The sequence below is a fragment of the Fructilactobacillus fructivorans genome, assembly GCF_000814735.1.
GTDB lineage: Bacteria > Bacillota > Bacilli > Lactobacillales > Lactobacillaceae > Fructilactobacillus > Fructilactobacillus fructivorans.
This window is the reverse complement of record NZ_JOJZ01000009.1, coordinates 24,801-40,931: the sequence shown is the minus strand read 5'-3', so window position 1 is coordinate 40,931 and position 16,131 is coordinate 24,801. Positions and strand designations below refer to the sequence as shown.

The 16,131-nt window shown below is 42.1% G+C and carries 19 protein-coding genes; 7 read left to right on the top strand and 12 right to left on the bottom strand.

Features of this window, described 5'->3' with window-relative positions:
• The first annotated feature begins 23 nt into the window (after positions 1 to 23).
• The 3 genes from LfDm3_RS00880 (at position 24) to LfDm3_RS00870 (ending at position 2,267) form a co-directional block, all read left to right on the top strand.
• Complete coding sequence (locus LfDm3_RS00880) at positions 24 to 680, top strand: histidine phosphatase family protein (RefSeq protein WP_039143194.1); 657 nt, start codon at positions 24 to 26, stop codon at positions 678 to 680.
• Positions 681 to 796: 116 nt separating this feature from the next.
• The gene (locus LfDm3_RS00875) at positions 797 to 1,912 is read left to right on the top strand and encodes a glycerol dehydrogenase (protein ID WP_039143191.1); all 1,116 of its coding nucleotides are present in this window, start codon (positions 797 to 799) and stop codon (positions 1,910 to 1,912) included.
• The gene (locus LfDm3_RS00870; RefSeq protein WP_225349291.1) at positions 1,878 to 2,267 is read left to right on the top strand and encodes an MmcQ/YjbR family DNA-binding protein; all 390 of its coding nucleotides are present in this window, start codon (positions 1,878 to 1,880) and stop codon (positions 2,265 to 2,267) included. Before LfDm3_RS00875 ends, LfDm3_RS00870 begins: the two co-directional genes overlap by 35 nt.
• On the opposite strand, the gene LfDm3_RS00865 is transcribed toward LfDm3_RS00870, so the two are convergent.
• The 11 genes from LfDm3_RS00865 to LfDm3_RS00815 form a co-directional block, all read right to left on the bottom strand.
• Positions 2,251 to 3,033 carry an energy-coupling factor transporter transmembrane component T family protein gene (locus LfDm3_RS00865; protein WP_039143188.1) on the bottom strand — a complete coding sequence of 261 codons (783 nt, stop codon included), beginning with the start codon at positions 3,031 to 3,033 and terminating at the stop codon, positions 2,251 to 2,253. The genes LfDm3_RS00870 and LfDm3_RS00865 overlap by 17 nt on opposite strands.
• Positions 3,026 to 3,454, bottom strand: a complete 429-nt coding sequence (locus LfDm3_RS00860) for a biotin transporter BioY (RefSeq protein WP_263640269.1) — start codon at positions 3,452 to 3,454, stop codon at positions 3,026 to 3,028. The genes LfDm3_RS00865 and LfDm3_RS00860 overlap by 8 nt, the downstream gene beginning before the upstream one ends.
• A 558-nt stretch (positions 3,455 to 4,012) precedes the next feature.
• Positions 4,013 to 4,360 carry a type II toxin-antitoxin system PemK/MazF family toxin gene (locus tag LfDm3_RS00855; protein WP_039143182.1) on the bottom strand — a complete coding sequence of 116 codons (348 nt, stop codon included), beginning with the start codon at positions 4,358 to 4,360 and terminating at the stop codon, positions 4,013 to 4,015.
• The gene (locus tag LfDm3_RS00850) at positions 4,360 to 4,626 is read right to left on the bottom strand and encodes an AbrB/MazE/SpoVT family DNA-binding domain-containing protein (protein ID WP_039143179.1); all 267 of its coding nucleotides are present in this window, start codon (positions 4,624 to 4,626) and stop codon (positions 4,360 to 4,362) included. Before LfDm3_RS00850 ends, LfDm3_RS00855 begins: the two co-directional genes overlap by 1 nt.
• Before the next feature lie 67 nt (positions 4,627 to 4,693).
• Entirely contained in the window at positions 4,694 to 5,338 is a 645-nt protein-coding gene (locus tag LfDm3_RS00845) for an amino acid ABC transporter permease (RefSeq protein ID WP_010022470.1), read from the bottom strand.
• Positions 5,335 to 5,985 carry an amino acid ABC transporter permease gene (locus LfDm3_RS00840; protein WP_039143175.1) on the bottom strand — a complete coding sequence of 217 codons (651 nt, stop codon included), beginning with the start codon at positions 5,983 to 5,985 and terminating at the stop codon, positions 5,335 to 5,337. Before LfDm3_RS00840 ends, LfDm3_RS00845 begins: the two co-directional genes overlap by 4 nt.
• The gene (locus tag LfDm3_RS00835) at positions 5,982 to 6,845 is read right to left on the bottom strand and encodes a transporter substrate-binding domain-containing protein (RefSeq protein WP_039143173.1); all 864 of its coding nucleotides are present in this window, start codon (positions 6,843 to 6,845) and stop codon (positions 5,982 to 5,984) included. Before LfDm3_RS00835 ends, LfDm3_RS00840 begins: the two co-directional genes overlap by 4 nt.
• A gap of 17 nt (positions 6,846 to 6,862) precedes the next feature.
• A complete protein-coding gene (locus tag LfDm3_RS00830) occupies positions 6,863 to 7,603 on the bottom strand; it encodes an amino acid ABC transporter ATP-binding protein (RefSeq protein ID WP_039143170.1) in 741 nt (246 codons plus the stop codon).
• A 200-nt stretch (positions 7,604 to 7,803) separates the two neighbouring features.
• A complete protein-coding gene (locus LfDm3_RS00825) occupies positions 7,804 to 9,027 on the bottom strand; it encodes a DUF2075 domain-containing protein (RefSeq protein ID WP_039143167.1) in 1,224 nt (407 codons plus the stop codon).
• On the bottom strand, positions 9,020 to 10,429 hold the full coding sequence (locus LfDm3_RS00820; protein ID WP_039143165.1) for an MFS transporter: 1,410 nt from the start codon (positions 10,427 to 10,429) through the stop codon (positions 9,020 to 9,022). The genes LfDm3_RS00825 and LfDm3_RS00820 overlap by 8 nt, the downstream gene beginning before the upstream one ends.
• A gap of 23 nt (positions 10,430 to 10,452) precedes the next feature.
• Entirely contained in the window at positions 10,453 to 11,214 is a 762-nt protein-coding gene (locus LfDm3_RS00815; RefSeq protein ID WP_039143163.1) for a pyrroline-5-carboxylate reductase family protein, read from the bottom strand.
• Positions 11,215 to 11,362: 148 nt separating this feature from the next.
• On the opposite strand from LfDm3_RS00815, the gene LfDm3_RS00810 reads away from it, so the two are divergent.
• Positions 11,363 to 11,896 (top strand): hypothetical protein, encoded by a 534-nt coding sequence (locus LfDm3_RS00810; protein ID WP_039143161.1) that lies wholly within the window; start codon positions 11,363 to 11,365, stop codon positions 11,894 to 11,896.
• Positions 11,897 to 11,943: 47 nt separating this feature from the next.
• Here LfDm3_RS00810 and LfDm3_RS00805 read toward each other — a convergent pair whose 3' ends face one another.
• Entirely contained in the window at positions 11,944 to 13,683 is a 1,740-nt protein-coding gene (locus LfDm3_RS00805) for a phospho-sugar mutase (RefSeq protein ID WP_039143160.1), read from the bottom strand.
• Positions 13,684 to 13,837: 154 nt separating this feature from the next.
• Between LfDm3_RS00805 and LfDm3_RS00800 the strand changes: the two genes are divergently transcribed.
• Genes LfDm3_RS00800 through LfDm3_RS00790 form a run of 3 tightly spaced genes read left to right on the top strand, consistent with a single transcriptional unit; the run spans position 13,838 to position 16,024 of the window.
• On the top strand, positions 13,838 to 14,116 hold the full coding sequence (locus LfDm3_RS00800) for a GNAT family N-acetyltransferase (protein WP_039143157.1): 279 nt from the start codon (positions 13,838 to 13,840) through the stop codon (positions 14,114 to 14,116).
• Between the two features lies 1 nt (position 14,117).
• The gene (galE, locus tag LfDm3_RS00795; protein WP_039143155.1) at positions 14,118 to 15,110 is read left to right on the top strand and encodes a UDP-glucose 4-epimerase GalE; all 993 of its coding nucleotides are present in this window, start codon (positions 14,118 to 14,120) and stop codon (positions 15,108 to 15,110) included.
• 14 nt (positions 15,111 to 15,124) lie between these two features.
• Positions 15,125 to 16,024: a DMT family transporter gene (locus LfDm3_RS00790; RefSeq protein ID WP_039143152.1), complete on the top strand. Its 900-nt coding sequence runs from the start codon at positions 15,125 to 15,127 to the stop codon at positions 16,022 to 16,024.
• Positions 16,025 to 16,131 lie beyond the last annotated feature (107 nt).

Sequence of the window (16,131 nt, the reverse complement as noted above, 5' to 3'; positions counted from 1 at the left end):
AGAAAACGAGTGAGGTAATAACAATGAAAGTAACTGCATATCTAGTACGACATGGACAAACTTATATGAACCTGTACAACAAGGTTCAGGGATGGATTGATTCACCGTTAACCAAGAAGGGTTTGGAAGACGCTGATAATGCTGGTGAGAGACTAAAGGACATTAATTTTGATGCGGCTTTTAGTAGTGATTCGGGACGTGCCATTCAGACCGCGCATCATATTCTGCAAGCTAACAATAATAACATCAACATCATTAGCTACCAGTTTCCGGAATTGCGAGAACAATTTCACGGATATTTTGAAGGGGAAAACCTGGAACAGATGTGGCAATTCGTTGGTGAACAGGTAAAGACCACGTCTGAAGCGGGGGTACTTAAGAACTTTGGTCTGGAGAAAGCTCGGGACTTGATCGCAAAGGCTGATTTGTATAATAACGCCGAAGATAACAAGACGTTCTGGAAACGGGTTGACCGTGGGATTGATCGAATTCGTAAAAATACGAAAGATGGCGACAAGATCTTGATTGTTTCTCACGGAATGACCATTCGCTCCATCGTTGACCGTTATAATCCAGCCTTGGATATCGGAGAACCGGCTAAGAATGGTAGTATTACCAAGCTGATTATTACCGATAAGGACATTAAGGTTGAGTACTTTAACAATTTAGGTAAGGTATAGAAAAAAGAAGTTGAGATAGATGTCTCAACTTCTTTTTCTTATGTAAATTTTTCAAATGGTTTACTTCGTAGTTTGTGAATAATATAATTAAATCAACTTAAGAAGGAGTGATTGAGATGGTTAAATTATTTGCGAGTCCCAGTAACTATGTTCAAGGACCGGATGTCTTGATGCACAGCGCTGATCGCATTGGTAAATTTGGTAAGAAGGTACTGTTACTATCAAGTCCGTCGGTCTTAAAAATCATTGGTAATGACTTTGCGGAGTACTTAAAAAAGAACGATTTTGACGTGGAAGTGGTTAATTTTACGGGTGAATCATCAGAAAGTGAGATCGATCGGGTAACTAAGATTGGCCAAACTAACGTTGATAACGTTGTGATTGGGCTTGGTGGTGGAAAAGTATCCGACAGTGCGAAGGCCATTGCGGATAACCTGAATACTACCGTTGTGATTGCACCAACGATTGCTTCTACCGACGCTCCGTGCTCGCGTCTTTCAGTAATTTATACGGACAAAGGTCAGTTTGACCACTATCGCTTTTACAAGAAAAATCCTGATATGGTTATTTTGGATACGAAGGTCATCAGTCATGCTCCGGTGAAATTCTTGATTGCTGGAATGGCTGACGCTATGGCTACTAACGTTGAAGCAACCGACACCCGGAAGTCCGATGGGACTAACATGCTGGGTGGAAAATCGACTCTAGCTGGAGAAGCGATTGGGCAAAAGTGTGAACAGACACTGTTCAAGTATGGAAGTCTAGCGGTAGCCGCTAACGTGGTGGGTTCGGCGACTCCAGAACTTGATAAGATCGTTGAAGCCAATACGCTTCTTAGTGGAATTGGGTTTGAAAGTGGCGGATTAGCTGCTGCACACGCTATTTACAACGGTTTTACGGCCTTAAGTGGTGAAATTGACCAATTATCCCATGGCCAGAAAGTTGCCTTTGGGACTCTATGTGAACTCGTCTTGACTGGTTCAGATCATCGGCGCTTCGAGAAGTACTTGAGCTTCGACTTAGAATTTGGGTTGCCAACCACGTTGGAAGACTTAAAATTGGGAACTGCCAGTGATGAAGAGTTAATGAAGGCTGCTACGCAGGCGTGTGATCCAAGTGATACCATGGTTAATTTGCCAGTCTCCGTCACTCCAACCGACGTGATGAACGTCATGAAAGCCGTCTCAGAATTCAGTCATGAATATCAGATTAAGAATGGACTCGGTGATTGAAATGCAGACACGTGATGATGTCATCAAATACATTAAAAAGCAATTTGACGTTGAACCAGATCATCCCTTTAAGGAATACCCGCAGTACTTGGCATTTCGCCACAAGGACGACCAAAAGTGGTTTGCTCTGATTATGGACGTTCCCAAAGACCGCCTAGGATTAGATGGAACCGATGAAATTGACGTACTGGACGTGAAGGTAGATCCAGACGTTGCTGGTCTTTTGAAACAATCGAAGGGCTATTTACCGGCCTATCATATGAATAAGGAACACTGGATCACGATTGTGTTGGGTGATGTGGATTCAAAACAGGTTCAAAAGATGATAAAAGATAGCTTTAAAATGACCCAATAGTGAGGATTACTGCTAAATAAATCGTGATGGCAAGTGAGAACCAACCATCTAATTTCCTAAAATGGGTTTCATAATAACGAGTGGTTTTGGAATTAGTTGCGTAGCCGCGGGCGTCTAACGCGTCAGAAACCTTATCGGCCCGATTGATAACGGCGTATAGCAACGGAATGATGAGTTGAACGTGGAGTTGGATTTTTTTCGTTAGTTTTGCTGGAGAGAAGTCAACTCCACGACTGATTTGAGCGGTTTTAATGTCGTTTAATTCATTTAAAATGATGGGTACGAATTGTAGAGTGAGGGTTACCATGAGCGAAAGTTGTGCCACCGGAACATGGAAGAATCGCAGCGGACTGAGTAAGCGTGCCATTCCCTGGGCCAGTTCGGTTGAACTCGTGGTAAAGGATAAAAGAGCGGCGACCAGGATCATGAGGATGATTTTGATACAAATTTGAAATCCATCCAACCAGCCACTGATGTTGATATGGTTGAGACTAAAACGGTGACTCGGAAAGATTCCATGATAAATTAAGATAAACACTAAGATGAATAAAATGGGTTTGATTGAACTGAATGCCATTCCGAGTTTGATTTGGGCCAAGTAATACAACAAAAGTAAAACTAAAACGTTCATTCCGAGTTGAAATGGGGTAGTTGTCCACATAAAAGCCATGGTTATGATGGTGATGGAAATGAGTTTAGTTCGCGGATCTAACCGATTGAGAAGTGAATGGTTGTCAACGTACGAACCGAAGATAAAGTTATTCATGTTTAATTTGCGCTATGAGACTGATTTTTTTGGTGGCGACACAGATTAGACTAACAATAACGGCTTTGATGAAATCGCCGGGGATGAACGCGAGATTTGAGATCAGGGCAGCCATGACTGACATGTGGGCAATTACTGAGAGATATAAGGCACCAAAAAAGTCGATCAGAATGATTCCACCAATAATATTCACAACGAGGTATTTCCAGAAGTTAATCTTCTTCCATAACTTTTCAACTAGGTAGCCGATGACAAAGGCTGCGATGGGCCAGATGATAAAGTATCCGCCAGTGGGTCCAGTTAGAATTCCCAGGCCACCGCGTCCGCCAGAAAGAACGGGCAGGCCAATTAGCACAAGGATTACCACCAGCAGGGAACTAATGAAGCCATTCTTCTTACCAAGAAAACTGCCTTGCAGCATGACGCCCATGCTTTGGAGGGTGATTGGTACTGGGATGAATGGCAGTGTGATTGGTGGAAAGAGGCCTAAAACGATGACGATTGCCGCAAATAATGCATCATAGACGAGTTCTTTGGTTTTCATGAGTAATTATCTCCTTAATAAGTGATTGAATGTGTTTAATTAAGGATAGCGATTAGATTATCATTCTACAATCACTTTTTGGGATCATTATCTTGACATAATGTTACGTAAGAACTTTGGCTTAATAATGTTGTAGACACATAATTAAATATGCAACTTTAGTTCCTTTAAAAGAATTATCTGGTGGTTTAGTTATTGACAAATTTTATCCTAAATCGTAAAATTAATGTGTAATAAAAAAGGAAGAGATGCGTGGACATCTCTTCCATATTCGCAAGTTTGGTGCGGTTTTTTGGGTGAGCTAATCAGTTATGATTAGCTTTTTTTATTATAGCGTACGCTTTGGCAAAAATAATTACTCTATTAATTATTTTTAATAAGAATTAATTTGCAAAAAAAGAAAGGTCACACAGTTGTGTGACCTCTTTATTTCTTCTAAAAGAACTGTTTAATGTTATTTGTAATCTTTCGCATATCACGATCATCCAACTTTGCAACCAGCTTAGTTTCACTTCTAACTTCCATGTCCACGGTTCGAACGTGCTGTAACATGGCCGTTCCGTGAATTTTCTTGTTGTTAACCTGGAAGTAAAGCGGTGATTTAACGTACTTTTTTTCTTCTAAATACTTCTCTGATGAACTAATTGGAATCACAATCACCGTGTTCATTAAACGATTGTAGTGATTGTTACTAACCACCAAACATGGCCGCTTTTTCTTCGTTTCAGTGCCAAGTGCTGGTTCAAGATTGACGAAGTAAATTTCGCCTTGTTTACAATTCATTAATCGATAACCTCCGACCCCTGGTCAGGACCCCAGTCCGTTTCGGGACTGCTGACATTACCGTATTTCTTTTCCTGGTCCTCCACGATTTTCCAGAAGTCCTCAAAAGACTCTTTTGGTGCAATCGTGATCGAACCATCTTTTTGAATCGTAAACTCAAGCTGATCGTTCTGCTTGAGATCGAGAATGTCACGGACAGTTTTCGGAATCGTGATTTGATTCTTACTTGTCATCGTGGCAGTAATTTTAATTTTGTTTGTAAACATGCACTAACCTCCCATATGCCATCTTTTAATGTAGCTCAAAATTAAAAGAAAGGGAAGCGATTTGTGCTTAAACCATTCTTTTGTCAAACCATTTCGCAAGTAATGAAAGACCGTAGTTGATAATGAAGTACATGATCGCGATGGTAATGAACATGGGAATCATGTAGTTGGGGTTCTGTCCGTAAATAACTTGTGATCGGAAGGTTAATTCTGGGAGCACAATGGCAGTGGCCAACGAAGTGTCCTTAACTAGTGAAATGAATTGGGAGATAAGGGGAGGAATCGATTTCTTTAGAGCCTGGGGCAAAAGAATGTGCCAGAGGGTCTGAACCTTATTCATCCCGGTTGAGAGGGCTCCCTCAGCTTGATCAGCACCAACTGAGAGAAGGCCACCTCTGATAATCTCACCAACCATGCTGGCTTCAAAGACCGACATGGCAACGACGGTAGCCGCAAAAGCGTTCAATTCCACTCCTAGCTTTGGTAAAGCAAAGAAGGTGAAGAAGATCAGAAGCAAGAGGGGTAGATTTCGAATGGTATTAGAAATGAACCGAACCGTTTTGGTGAAGTAGGGGACCTTTTCAAATAGAATGATTCCAATTAAGGTTCCTAACACGAAACTGATTAGGATTGAAATTACCGAAACTACGATGGTGACAACTAGCCCACCCAGTAAGTAATGCATGTTAATTAAACTAAATGCTCCACTCATTCTGTGGCACCCCCATTCACTTTACTTTCAATGATGCTCATGCACTTAGAGACGGAGACGGTGATAATCAAGTACATAATTCCAACGATGATGTAGGTGTTGAACGGATCTAGATTTGCACCCGAAATAACGTTGGCTTGATACATTAAATCAAATCCGGCCACGAATGACAGAATCGATGAGTTTTTAACTAGATTAATGAATTGGTTTCCAAGTGATGGAATTGCCAGTTTAAAGCCCTGTGGTAAAACCACCTGAACCATGGCCTGAGTGTACGTAAGTCCGTTGGCTCGAGCTCCTTCCATCTGGCCTGGATCAACCGAGTCGACTCCACCTCGGATACATTCAGCGATGAAGGCGGAGGTATAGAGGATCAGACCGATGGTTCCGGACCAAAATCCTGAAATGTGAAAGTCAGCGGCGACCACCACGTAGAAGAAGAGGGTGATAACTAGGAGTGGGATGTTACGGAAAAATTCCACAAACGCACTCCCAATGAACTTCAGAAATTTATTGGGTGCCATCTCTAGGAGGGCGAAGATGGTTCCCAAGACTAAGGATCCTACTAGGCCAACGATTGAGGACAAGATGGTGATCCAGAAGCCGTCTAATAGGGTTTTCCAATTTTCAAGAAAGATATTTATCATTTTTCTAGACTCCTCCAATCTAATCCAGGAACGTTTGAGAACCATTTTTTAATCAATTTGTTATAGGTACCGTTGGCAATGACTTGTTCCAATGCCTTGTTCATGGCGGACTTTAATTCTGGTTGATTCTTGTTCATGGCCAGTCCGTAAGGCTGGTTGGTGAATGGTTTTCCAACAACTTTGGTGGATCGATTTTGATCAGCTAAACCATATAAAATGGCGTTATCAGTAGTAACGGCAACACCCTGACCAGACTCAAGGGCACTTAGGGCCTGAGAGTTATCTGGCATTGAGATGACTTTAGCCTTGGGTGCGAACTGCTTCATGGTCTGAACCGCAGTGGTCCCAATCGTGGTGATCACGGTGTACTTCGGACTGTTTAACTGCTTAATGTCTTTGATTGGTGAATCTTTTTTAACCAGGATGGATTGTCCAGCCGGGAAATACGGTTTAGTAAAATCAATCACTTTGGCACGTTCAGGAGTGATAGTCATGGTAGCGGCGACCGCCTCTACCTGATGGTTCTTTAGTAACTGAATTTTCGAATTAGTGGTAACCGAAGTGAATTCGGGCTTAATTTTCGTTCCAGCGTTTTTAGCCATTTGGGCGGTAATGGCACGTGCCATATCAACGTCGAAGCCTTCACTTTGACCAGTTTTCGGACTGATCAGACCAAACAAACGCGTATCACCCTTTACACCCCAGCGCATCACGTGACTACTTTTAATTTTATTATAGTCGTTGCTGTCGACCGCTTGGTGCTTTTTGGCCTCAAGGCCGCCGAAGATTCCGCCGATGATCACGATGACTAAGACGATAGAGGCAATTAAACCCACTCGTTTTAACTTAAATTTACTCATGGAATCTACCTCACTTTTTATTTATGTTCAACTTGTGATAAGAACTTGCGAGCTCGTTCGGTCTTCGGGTGATCGAAAAATTCGTCGGTCTTTGAGTTCTCAAGAATCTTACCATCAGCCATAAAAATGACTCGATCGGCGACGGCTTTCGCAAAGCCCATTTCATGGGTTACAACTAGGGTAGTCATATCCGATGTATTAGCGATGTCCTGCATGATGTCTAAAACACTACCAACCATTTCGGGGTCAAGGGCAGAAGTGGGTTCATCAAACAAAAGCACCTTTGGATCCATTGCTAGTGATCTAGCAATGGCGATTCGTTGTTGCTGACCACCAGAGAGCTGAGCTGGGTACTTCGCGCCTTGGTCAGGTAAATCAACTCGTTCAAGGAGCTTTTTAGCGACTTTTTCGTTTTCGGATTGCGGTCGCTTCAAAACGATGCGCGGAGCTAGGGTAATGTTTTCTGTGATGGTCTTGTTGTTGTAGAGGTTGAAATGTTGAAAGACCATTCCAACGTCGGTTCTAAGTTTATTTAGATTAGTTTTGCTACTCGAAAGATCCTTTCCATCCACAATTAATTGTCCCTGTTGAATGGTTTCGAGTCCATTGATGGTTCTAAGTAAGGTTGATTTACCGGATCCAGATGGTCCGATTAGCACGACGTTTTCACCTTCGTGAATGTCGAGGTTGATATTGGTTAAAGCGTGAAATTTGTCATAGTATTTTTCTACGTTTTTGAATTGAATGATTGATCCCATTAAATTGTCCTCCTTCTTACATAAACTCCAAAAAACGTGTTTTGGGGTTAAGACTAGATTATACGCATTGAAAAGAAATTACTAGCATTGATGACACATTTTGTTACACAAAGATGAATTTTTTTAAAAGATAATGAAAAAAAGTCCCCAAATTTTTATAAATTTAGGAACTTAATTTCAGACTTATTTTTTGAATTTTACTACTTTTTTATTTGTTGAAACGACTTCATTAATACTTTCCTGAGTTCTGGATCATGCGCAAAGATGAAGGTTCCATAGACGCCTCGTTTCATTAAAACGTTAACGGAATTGAGGATAATCTGTTTGCGTACTTCTTTGAACTCCTTGGGATCTGTGATGTCTTTACGATGCTTCTTACTTTCAACGTCGGTTTGTTTACTTAGATCGACCTTAATTTGATGGTCGTTAGGATCGAGATAGATCGGAGGACCCAGAATGATGCCCACGTAGTTCAGGTCAAACCCCTGACAGGTATAAATGGAGCCTACTTCATCAATGGTTTGGGGAATTTCTGCCCAAGGAGTACTGGTGTAATTGTACTGATCCCACGGCATCTTAAAACCACCACGTTCTCTGATGTAATGTTTCCCACCATCTAACGTTGAGGGGTAACCAGTGGTTGAAACAATTCGTGATAAGCCAACCTTGTTATTTTTCTGGACGATTTCCTGTCGCATTTGTTCTGCATCGTCAAAGATCCGAAAATCATAACCATCGTCAGCATCCCTTGGAATTGGCAACAATTTACCAGCGGTGAACTCGTTCATCCAGTGGACCAAATCAGGTTTGGCAGTCATCCGAAATTGATGGGTCAGCTGATAACTTTCGTGATAGTAGGGAGCAAGAAGCTTTTTTAAACGACTTTGATCCCAGTAGCATTTGGTTCGTAAGACCTGATTCATGTCAAAGACGGCAATTACAACCTTGCTCGATTTGATGATCTCTTCTAGCTGATTTTCCTGATAGAAGTTGTTGTAATGGTCCGGTGATGAGAGTAAGAGGTGAGCTTCATCAACAATGACTACGTCAGCATGTTCGTCTTTTTTATGCATTTGGTTGATAAACGAGGTTGGACGCATAAAGTTTTTCTTTAAGACGTTATTTTCTGATCCAGCAATCTGTTTGTAGACTTTCAAGATTTCGGGATGGTTGACCAAAAAATAATTCTTGGTGCCATGAAGTTTGCCATCCCTTCGTGCGGCTTGCTGAATGTTGAAGAAGAGTTGACTTAAAATCACGCTCTTCCCGGTTCCAGCGTCACCAAAGATGGTAAAAATCGAATGCTGTTTCTGATCAATTCGCTGATTAATAAATTGTTCAATTTGATCAATGAGCCGTTCCTGTTCACCAGTCAATTCGTGGAGATTAGGAGCAAGCTTCTTAGTTGCTTGATTATTATGCATTTTGAGTGTTGTGCTTTCTTTGAATAGTCCAGTTGACTAAGGTTAAGATTAAGCCAGCAACTGCCAAGACGAATAGTAAGAGGAAGTCCATGTGACCACCCATGATGGTCTTGGCGACGTACTGAGCAGCATCATGTGCTTGGTTCTGATTGAAGGCGTAGATGGTTGCTAGCACACTGGTACCAATTGAGCCTGCATATTGTTGCAACATGTTGAACAAGGAGTTCACATCGGCTGAATCGGACTGAGGTGCTGTTTCCTGAGCGTTAGTGATGGTACATGAGAATGCACAGTTAAATCCAAATCGGAGAAGTGCAAACAGTAACATTAAAATGATGGTACTAAACATTGCGGTCATCGTACTAAACAAGAACATGGCAATCGTCAATAGGACCATTCCAGTGATGATCGGTTTGAAAGCCCCAAAACGATCGTAGACACCACCAGCAAATGGTGAGGTTACACCACCAATGATGGAACCAGGCAACAGGATTAATCCAGCAACCATGGCACTCGAATGGAGGACCGTTTCCGCATAAATTGGGATGACAAATGAAGCACCAATGTTGATGAACATTAACAAGAAGTAGTTAATGGCATTTAATGAAACTGTTGGAATTTTAAGGGGATGAAGTGACATTAGTTGGGAGTCACCGTGACCATTGAGGTAGATGAACAGTCCAAGGGTGATTAAACCAATGATAATTGGGATCAGTCCACTCATGAAGGTTGCACCTTTAACGCCGAACTGGTTGGCACCCCATACAAATGAGAAGAGGGTGACAATCAGGAGGGCAAAACTGATGAAATCAAATCGTTTAGAAATTCCAGGAGCCTGAAGGTCGATACTCTTGAGCCCAATGAATAACGTGATTAAGACGATTGGAAAGGCGATGATAAAGATGTATCGCCATGAGAGTAGGGATGATAAGGTTCCACCATAGGTTGGGCCAAGGGCTGGAGCAATTGAAATTACCATTGAGGCAATTCCAGTGTAGAAACCAATCTTTGGTCGTGGAACTTCAGCGAAAATGATTTGGTACATCATGGGTAAGGAAAGTCCGGTGGCAGCGGCCTGAATTAAACGTCCGATTAAGAGTAACCAGAAGTTAGGCGCAATTGCACACAAGACGTCACCTACGATAAAGGCTAGGACAGCGAAGACGAAGATCTTCTTTAGTGAGAACCTCTTAAGTAGATAAGCGGTGGTAGCCATCGTAATCGTTACCACTAATAAGTATCCGGTTGAAATCCACTGAACTAAATTCAATGAAATGTGAAAAATTTGGGAAAGTTCTGGGAACGTCACGTTCATCGAGGTTTCCAGTAAAATTCCACAAAATGATAATAACGCGGTTGCGAGGATCGCGATTTTGGTTTTTAAGCTTACTTTTGAATCCAAATAATTTCCTCCATTAGCGTCTTTTATTGATTGGCGTCGTTAACTGCTTTGTTGACAGCGTTTCTAAATCCAGTTGCATCTAAAGCGACTACTCCCTTGATGGTAGATCCACCAGGTGAAGTAACTTGATCCTTCAGGGTGGCCGGTGAAATGCCAGTGTCTAACGCTAACTTACCGCTGCCTTGCACCATGCTGGCCGCAACTTTAAAGGCGGTTTCACGATCAAGGCCATTTTGAACGGCTGCATCAGCAAGGGCGTCCATAAAGACGTCGACAAAGGCAGGACCACATCCGGCAACGGTACCAACGATACCCAGATTTTGGTTACTGGTCTTGATTAAAGTACCAAGACTAGCAACCACCTTTAAAGCAGTTTTTACGTCATCTTCATTCGCATGATCTGATTCGCCAACGGCAATACAACCCGCGTTGACGGCAACCGGGATGTTAGGGACGATACAAACTACCGAATTGTTTTTGTGAACGGAGTTAATTTCTGCCTCAGTTACGCCCTGAGCAGCTGAAACGATGACCGTTTGGTCGGGCAACTTCGTGTTTTTTAAGATACTAACCGTAATGGGTGCCGGGGTTGTTACAAATAGCACGTTCAAATCGCTTGGGAAATCATCATCAACGATTGTGAATCCCAACGTCTTTGATAAATCTTTCAGTTCTGAGGTAACGTGGTGTCCTTTTACAAGAATGTCACGAGGGTCATATTTATTAACTAAACCCTTAATGATGGCGCTGCCCATGTGGCCGGCGCCGAGTACTCCAATTTTCATGTATTTCACTCCTTAATTTACTATTATGATAATAATACATCATTGTTAATTAGTTATGTAAGGCTGAATTCGGAAACCACGGATTTTGTGAAAGCTGATCATTATTGGTAAGCGCTTACAGCTAATGATATAATAAAAGTAGGGTTTTATGAATGAAGTACGAGAAAAGGGGGCTGGTAATTTGAATTTAAAGGGTTGGTTTCATAACTTAACTAATAAAGAAACGCCGAGCCTTTCAGACACAAAATTAGCTGATAACATCGAGTTTATTGATAATGAAGGTAAATACCTGGAAACGGTCGTTAGTAGTTTTAGAGACAAATCTGGTCTGGTTCACTACCGGGGTGAGGGTTATACCGTTGAAAACTCGTTTGCCTTTGCCATTGGAGACCTTGTGAATGACGATAATCTCATTGAAAAGTGTACATATTCGATCAAGGTGTTAAAAAGAATGCGTGCACCTAAAAAGTCCAAATTAGCTACATTAATTGCTCAGATGATTAAAATGATCGGCCATGTTTCCGACTACATTAACGGGATGCGACGTGATATGCACAAGGGGACTTCCGGACACGCTGCCATTCAAATGTATTGGCGCAGTGAGAAAGCGATTAAAGACTTCAAAGTCGAAAAGGTGTACACGGTGGCCCTTGTGAATGCTGATGAACCATTAGTTAAGTGAAAATAAAAAAACTGGACTCGTTTGAGTCCAGTTTTTTGATGTTTAATTTATTGATTTAATAATTCGTCATCGACAGCTTTAACGTAGCTTTGTAGTTTCTTATCAGCAGCTTCCGCAGTATCAGCTTTAACACCAATGTAGAATTTAATTTTTGGTTCAGTTCCAGAAGGACGGATGGCAAGCCATGTGCCATCATTGAGCCAGTACTTTAAGACGTTTGATTGAGGTAAATCAATCTTTTGGGTTGATCCATCCGCCATTGTGGTGGTTGAAGTTTGGAAGTCTTCCAGTTTGACAACTTTAGCACCGTTAAATGAAGTCATAGGGTGATCCCTAAAGTTCTTCATGATGGCTGCCATCTTGGACTTACCTTCAAGACCATCAAATTCTTTGGAAATGGTCTTTTCTCTAAAGTATCCATACTTCTTGTAGATTTCTTGTAAGCCGTCGTACAAGGTCATTCCCTTTTCCTTGTAGTATGCGGCCACTTCAGCAAGTAGCAAGGTGGATTGAATGGCGTCCTTATCACGAACGAATGGTTTGATTAGGTAACCATAACTTTCTTCAAAGCCAAACAAGAAGGTGTGGTCATGATTTTGTTCAAAGTTCTTGATTTGTTCGGCAATAAACTTAAATCCGGTGAGGACATCCTTCATTTCAACACCGTAGTTCTTGGCAATGTCAGTAGCCAGTTCCGTTGAAACGATTGATTTGACCACGACACCGTCCTTAGGAAGGTCACCAGCATCCTTTTTGGCCTGTAAAATGTAATTGAGGAGGACACTAGCAATCTGGTTTCCGGTCATGAGTTTGTATTCGCCATCGGGCTGTCTAACCGCAGCTCCCAGACGATCAGCGTCAGGATCAGTCGCGATGAGGACGTCCGCGTCTTCTTTTTTACCTAACTGAATGGCTAGGTCAAAAGTCTGTGGAAACTCTGGATTGGGAAACGGAGTGGTGGGAAACTCAGGATCAGCGATGGTCTGTTCAACCACGGCATCGTAATTCTTGAATCCAGCGTCTGATAAAGCCCGTCTGGCAATGATTTTACCAGTTCCATGAAGCGGAGTGTAGACAAACTTTAGGTCTTTTCCTACCTTATTAATTAGGTCATGATTAACGTTGACGGTTTGAACGGCTTGAAGATAAGGAACGTCGACATTTTCACCAACGATGCTCATCAGTCCGTTGTTTCGCAAGTCTTTTTCCTCAGAAATGGGAATCTTGAATAAATCATCAACCTTACGGACGTAGGTAGTCATTAAATCGGATTCCTTTGGTGGCATCTGACCCCCGTCTTCACCGTAAATTTTGTATCCATTGTACTGCTTAGGGTTATGGCTGGCGGTAATCATGATGCCCGCGTAGGTGTGTAAATGACGAACTGCAAACGATAGTTCTGGGGTGGGGCGAATGTCGTCAAAAACAAACGTCTTAATTCCGTGAGCACCCAGTACTCGAGCTGCTTCGTGAGCAAAAAGCTGGGAATTGTAACGAGGATCAAAGCTGATCACCACGCCCCGATTCTTTACCTTAGGATCAAGCGTATCCATTAACTGAGCCAAACCTTCAGTGGCCTGACGAACAGTGTAGACGTTCATTCGGTTAGTTCCAGCGCCTAAGGTTCCCCTCATTCCAGCGGTTCCAAACGAAAGTGAAGAGCCAAAAGCATCTTTGATTTGATCTGGATTATCACGCATTTTTGCTAAATCAATTTTTAATTCTGCTGGCATATCTTCCTGGGAAACCCAGTTTAGGTATTCCTTTTTAGTATCTGTTGAACTCATAATTCTCCTCCTGGAAAGCAATTTTTTCCACGTCGAATACTGTGAATTGTAACTTCTATAAGGGATTATAGTTAAAGTCTGACACTCCGTCAATGTAAGCGCCTTTATATTGCCATCGTGACTATGATATACTGATATCAAGGTGGTGAGACAAATGAAATTTGATTATGAACCAGGACGTTTTTACGCTAACGATGTACATGGCAATCTAATTGCCGAGGTGACTTTTACTGAAGATAATGGAGTTGTCTCCATTAATGAAACGTTTGTTAACCCGAACTATCGCGGGCAAGGACTCGCTGGGAAGTTAATTATGGTAATGATTGATTACGCTAAGAAAAATCATTACCAGATCAAACCCGTTTGTTCCTTCGCCGTTAAATTTTTTGAAAAAAACACTCAATACGATGATTTATTAGTAGGAGGTAAATAAGATGGCTGTACTAGTTGCCGGAGGAGCCGGATATATCGGTTCTCACATGGTAGATCGCTTAATTAATGACGGATATGACGTTGTTGTGGTTGATAATTTGTCAACTGGACATCGTCAGGCCATTAATCCAAAGGCAAGGTTTTATGAAGGGGACACCCGTGACTCGGATTTCTTGGACGACGTGTTTTCTAAAGAAAAGATTGATGCGGTCATCCACATGGATGCCTTCTCACTCGTTCCCGAATCAATGAAAGATCCACTAAAATACTTTGATAATAATGTAATTGGGATGATTAAGTTACTGGAATCAATGAAGAAAGCGGGCATTAAGTACCTGGTCTTCTCTTCAACTGCCGCTACTTACGGGAATCCAGAACGAATCCCGATTTATGAAAAGGATCGTAAGGACCCCATTAACCCTTATGGTGAAAGTAAATTAATCATGGAACACATCATGAAGTGGGTAGACGAGGCCTATGGCATTAAGTTTGTGGCATTACGTTACTTCAATGCTGCTGGAGCCAAGGAAGATGGCTCAATTGGTGAGGATCATCATCCAGAAACGCATTTGATTCCCATCGTTTTAAAGGTGGCAGCCGGGCAGCAGGATACGATGAAGATTTTTGGGGACGATTATGATACCCCAGATGGAACTAACGTCCGAGATTACGTCCATGTCCTTGATTTAGCCGATGCTCATATCTTGGCCATGAAATACCTAGAAAAGGGTAATCCAAGCAATATCTTTAACCTGGGTTCTTCAACTGGCTTTTCTAACAAACAGATTATTGATGCAGCACGAAAAGTGACTGGGAAGAAGATTCCAACTGAGATTGCTCCAAGACGTGGCGGTGATCCTGATACGCTGGTGGCAAATTCTGACAAGGCGCGTGAAGTCCTTGGCTGGAAACCACAATTCGATAATATCGACTCTATCATCAAAACCGCTTGGACGTGGAAAACGAAGCATCCAAATGGTTATGAAGATAAATAAATGGGGCACAAATATTGAAGAAGAGTAAAACTTACATTGGTGTCATCCTAGCGATTGCTGGTGCCATCATGTGGGGAATTCAAGGACCAGTTTCGCAGTTCTTGTTTCAAGACAAGAGTTTTTCAACGGAATGGCTTATGGGAGTTAAGATGTCGGTTGCTGGCATCTTAATTCTTTTGTTTACAAAATTTGTTCAAAAAAATCACATTTTAAAAATTTGGCATACGGGCCGAAGCTGGATGATCCTGCTTTGTTATGCCATTTTCGGACTTTCAGCGGTTCAGTACCTTTATTTACTGACGACGCGCGCCAGTAATGCGGCCACCTCGACGATCATGCAGAGTTTGGGAACGGTTATCATCATGATCTTGACCGTCATCGTCTATCATCAAGCCCCGACAATTCAACAGGGTGTAGCCGTTATTGTGGCTCTAATTGGAACCTGGCTACTGGTGACTAAGGGTGACTTAACGCATTTAGCGATGAGTCCGAAGGCGTTCACCCTTGGCCTTTGTTTGGCATTCGCGGGAGCTCTTCAGACCATGCTGCCAGTTAAACTGCAGGAAAAGTTCAGCACATTTGTCATCATTGGGTGGGCAATGATCGTTGGTGGCGTGATTTTTACCTGTATTCATCCCTTCTGGGTCGATGTTCCTCATTTGATGCTTGGAGGAATTTTAGGAGTGGCCTTTATTGTACTTTTTGGCACAATGCTGTCATTTCTTTGTTTTACTTCCAGTCTACGATACGTATCCGCTACCACCGCGGGACTACTAGATACGTTTGAACCACTCTCAGCAACCATTGGAACGGTTGTGTTTTTGCACACCAGTTTCAATCTTTACGAAACTATCGGTGGCATTTTGGTCTTGAGCACCGTCTTTATCCTGGCAATTAGACCGCGAAAATCGTAATGATAGCACTAACTAATTAGTTGGTGCTTTTTTAATTGACTTGTTTTCGTTGTATTGCTTGTTTGTGGTCAATTTTGTATAATTGAAAGCGTTACACATGAATTAAT

What these genes read in the sequence shown, in the direction of transcription:
- LfDm3_RS00850 (WP_039143179.1), bottom strand. Translation starts at nt 4,626, where the DNA reads ATGTTTACAAACAAAATTAAAATTACTGCCACGATGACAAGTAAGAAT.
- LfDm3_RS00845 (WP_010022470.1), bottom strand. Translation starts at nt 5,338, where the DNA reads ATGAGTGGAGCATTTAGTTTAATTAACATGCATTACTTACTGGGTGGG.
- LfDm3_RS00860 (WP_263640269.1), bottom strand. Translation starts at nt 3,454, where the DNA reads ATGCTGCAAGGCAGTTTTCTTGGTAAGAAGAATGGCTTCATTAGTTCC.
- LfDm3_RS00835 (WP_039143173.1), bottom strand. Translation starts at nt 6,845, where the DNA reads ATGAGTAAATTTAAGTTAAAACGAGTGGGTTTAATTGCCTCTATCGTC.
- LfDm3_RS00840 (WP_039143175.1), bottom strand. Translation starts at nt 5,985, where the DNA reads ATGATAAATATCTTTCTTGAAAATTGGAAAACCCTATTAGACGGCTTC.
- LfDm3_RS00865 (WP_039143188.1), bottom strand. Translation starts at nt 3,033, where the DNA reads ATGAATAACTTTATCTTCGGTTCGTACGTTGACAACCATTCACTTCTC.
- galE (WP_039143155.1), top strand. Translation starts at nt 14,118, where the DNA reads ATGGCTGTACTAGTTGCCGGAGGAGCCGGATATATCGGTTCTCACATG.
- LfDm3_RS00815 (WP_039143163.1), bottom strand. Translation starts at nt 11,214, where the DNA reads ATGAAAATTGGAGTACTCGGCGCCGGCCACATGGGCAGCGCCATCATT.
- LfDm3_RS00825 (WP_039143167.1), bottom strand. Translation starts at nt 9,027, where the DNA reads ATGCATAATAATCAAGCAACTAAGAAGCTTGCTCCTAATCTCCACGAA.
- LfDm3_RS00880 (WP_039143194.1), top strand. Translation starts at nt 24, where the DNA reads ATGAAAGTAACTGCATATCTAGTACGACATGGACAAACTTATATGAAC.
- LfDm3_RS00805 (WP_039143160.1), bottom strand. Translation starts at nt 13,683, where the DNA reads ATGAGTTCAACAGATACTAAAAAGGAATACCTAAACTGGGTTTCCCAG.
- LfDm3_RS00810 (WP_039143161.1), top strand. Translation starts at nt 11,363, where the DNA reads ATGAATGAAGTACGAGAAAAGGGGGCTGGTAATTTGAATTTAAAGGGT.
- LfDm3_RS00800 (WP_039143157.1), top strand. Translation starts at nt 13,838, where the DNA reads ATGAAATTTGATTATGAACCAGGACGTTTTTACGCTAACGATGTACAT.
- LfDm3_RS00855 (WP_039143182.1), bottom strand. Translation starts at nt 4,360, where the DNA reads ATGAATTGTAAACAAGGCGAAATTTACTTCGTCAATCTTGAACCAGCA.
- LfDm3_RS00875 (WP_039143191.1), top strand. Translation starts at nt 797, where the DNA reads ATGGTTAAATTATTTGCGAGTCCCAGTAACTATGTTCAAGGACCGGAT.
- LfDm3_RS00870 (WP_225349291.1), top strand. Translation starts at nt 1,878, where the DNA reads ATGAATATCAGATTAAGAATGGACTCGGTGATTGAAATGCAGACACGT.
- LfDm3_RS00830 (WP_039143170.1), bottom strand. Translation starts at nt 7,603, where the DNA reads ATGGGATCAATCATTCAATTCAAAAACGTAGAAAAATACTATGACAAA.